We start from the raw sequence: 2,143 nt of genomic DNA on the forward strand, positions 1-2,143 counted from the left end.
CCCTTACGCGGAAAGGTCTGGGTCTTCACATGCGCGCAACACGGACAGGACGCTCTCTTCAAGGTAGCGATCTCACGCTCAACCCCATCAAGCTCGGTCACAGCGGCTCCTCAACGTTGACTTAGCCGTGCCGTCCGGCCCACATGCCATGTCCAGCTGGAGCGTGCTCTGTGCGAGTCGCCGGAACCATCAGGAGACCCCGCCGCCGCAAGTCGACCCCTGAAAAGCCAACGGCCCCCCAGTCGCCAAACTGGAGGGCCGTCGAAAATCAAAAATGGCCTGTGGGGCCGGTAAGCACTCCCCACAAGCCATGAGACGCCCCCGGGCGTCAAGCGGGAACGCCAATTCCCGCGACGATGAGGCTTTGCCTTGTGGACCGGACGCCCTCGCGGCGGCCCGGAACGACTCGTTGCGGCCCTTTTACGGGGCCGAGGACTATGTTTGCCGACGAGTTGAGGCGCGCCATTGAGGCCGCGACCCGAATCACCCTGCCGTCCGTGACTGCCCTGCTCTGGCGCGCCTACGGGGAGGGAAAGGTCACGGAAGCCGAGGCGGAGAGCCTGTCCGGCCTGATCGAGGCGCGGACCCTGTCCGCCCCACGGCGGGGCGATACCCTAGGGGTCACACAGGTTTTGCGCTCCCCCGATTCGGGGACCGCAAATGCCGAGGATCCCGGCATTTCCCAGCCTCGTGTAGGATCGCCCAGGAGGGCCGTCGGCTCGCGCCCGCGCACGGATGCCTCGATGGAGCGCCGTCGCCGCTGGGCCGCCTCGGGGCGGCTTCCACCGGGGCTCGCGGCCCGGTTCACGCTGGCCGAGCAGGCGGTCCTCGCCCTGGTGGCTGCCGAGGTCGTGCGTCGGAAGGATTGTCGCCTGTCGATCGAGAACATGGCCGCGGTGGCCGGCGTGTGCCGGTCTACGGTGAAGAACGCGATCCGCGAGGCGGCCCGGCTGGGTTTGCTGACCGTCGAGGAGCGCCAGATCACCGGCTTCCGCAACGACACCAACATCGTGCGCATCGTCTCGCCAGAATGGCTGGCTTGGCTGCGGCTGGCTCGGACGCGAGACCCACTATCCAAATCTGGATGGTCCTCGATCGCATCCCCTGCCCGAGGGGGAGGGGTCAAAAACGTGACCAGCACGCCTACTGAAGTTCTAGTCCTGTCAGAATCGGGAAAAACCAAACCGAAGAAAGGCTGCCGACGAGCGGCGGTTCGGGCTCGCGGTGTGCCAGGGCAAGATTCTGTCGCAGGTCCGTCACGGGGCTCTCGCGCTATGTCGTGACCGCATGCGGCTGGACGATCTGACGAACGATGCGGGACTTTCGATTCTGTGTGGCGCTGCGCCGAGCTGATGGGGCGCTTGATGAGCCCCTGCACGAAGAGGTCATCACCGCCGAGGATGGGACAAGCGCCATCGCCCTAGCCAAGGCCATCGACGTGGACATGCTCAGGCTGCGGGCCAATGCGATCTATCTTGTCGACCCACACGGCTATGTCGTCTGGTCACTTCGGCTCGCGGACGTATCCGACATTAGCGCCTGAAGCTGCCGACAAGCGGTAGGCGACGCCGACTGATCAGGCCGGCCGCGAGTCAGCGCTGGCGGTGGAGACGGCACAATTACGCGGTGACGGGTAGTACGAAGAGCGGCATTGGGTGACAAAGCCCGCCATGATCAAGGCGTGTTGATGGAAACGATCATTGACGCTCGTCTACCGCGGGCATGTACCGAGAGCTTTGGGCAGACTGCGACGCACAGGCTACTCGAAACCGGGCGGGGACTTGAACCATGAGTGAAGGCATCGTCCCGCTGCGCCGAAGCGGGGAAGAGCGATCCCCTATCGCCCGTGTCGACATCGCTGCCGTGGAACTGCTCGTCAGCGGTGAAGCCATCAGCCTGCAGACGGCGCGTGCCGAGGTGATCCTCAAGGACCTGCGAGCACAGCGGGACCAGATGTCGACGCGGGCGATAGGGGATCGCTTTTCGCCGGTTCGGCGCAGCGGGAAGATGCCTCCACTCATGGTTCAAGTCCCAGCCCGGTTTCGAGTAGCCTGTGCGTCGCAGTCTGCCCAAAGCTCTCGGTACGTGCCCGCGGTAGACGAGCGTCAAGGATCGTTTCCATCAACACGCCTTGAGCATGGCG

3 protein-coding genes are annotated in these 2,143 nt (G+C 64.8%); all 3 read left to right on the plus strand.

All coding sequences use genetic code 11. The annotated features are described in order from the left end of the window. Positions 1–437: 437 nt before the first annotated feature. Entirely contained in the window at positions 438–1,283 is an 846-nt protein-coding gene (locus tag MKL09_RS29570; protein ID WP_244025529.1) for a helix-turn-helix domain-containing protein, read from the plus strand. 29 nt (positions 1,284–1,312) lie between these two features. Then, the gene (locus MKL09_RS29575) at positions 1,313–1,543 is read left to right on the plus strand and encodes a hypothetical protein (RefSeq protein WP_244025530.1); all 231 of its coding nucleotides are present in this window, start codon (positions 1,313–1,315) and stop codon (positions 1,541–1,543) included. Between the two features lie 245 nt (positions 1,544–1,788). Then, a partial coding sequence (locus MKL09_RS29580; RefSeq protein ID WP_244025531.1) for a hypothetical protein occupies positions 1,789–2,143 on the plus strand: 355 nt, incomplete at its 3' end.

The organism is Methylobacterium sp. J-048 (assembly GCF_022829515.1).
Classification (GTDB): Bacteria; Pseudomonadota; Alphaproteobacteria; order Rhizobiales; family Beijerinckiaceae; genus Methylobacterium.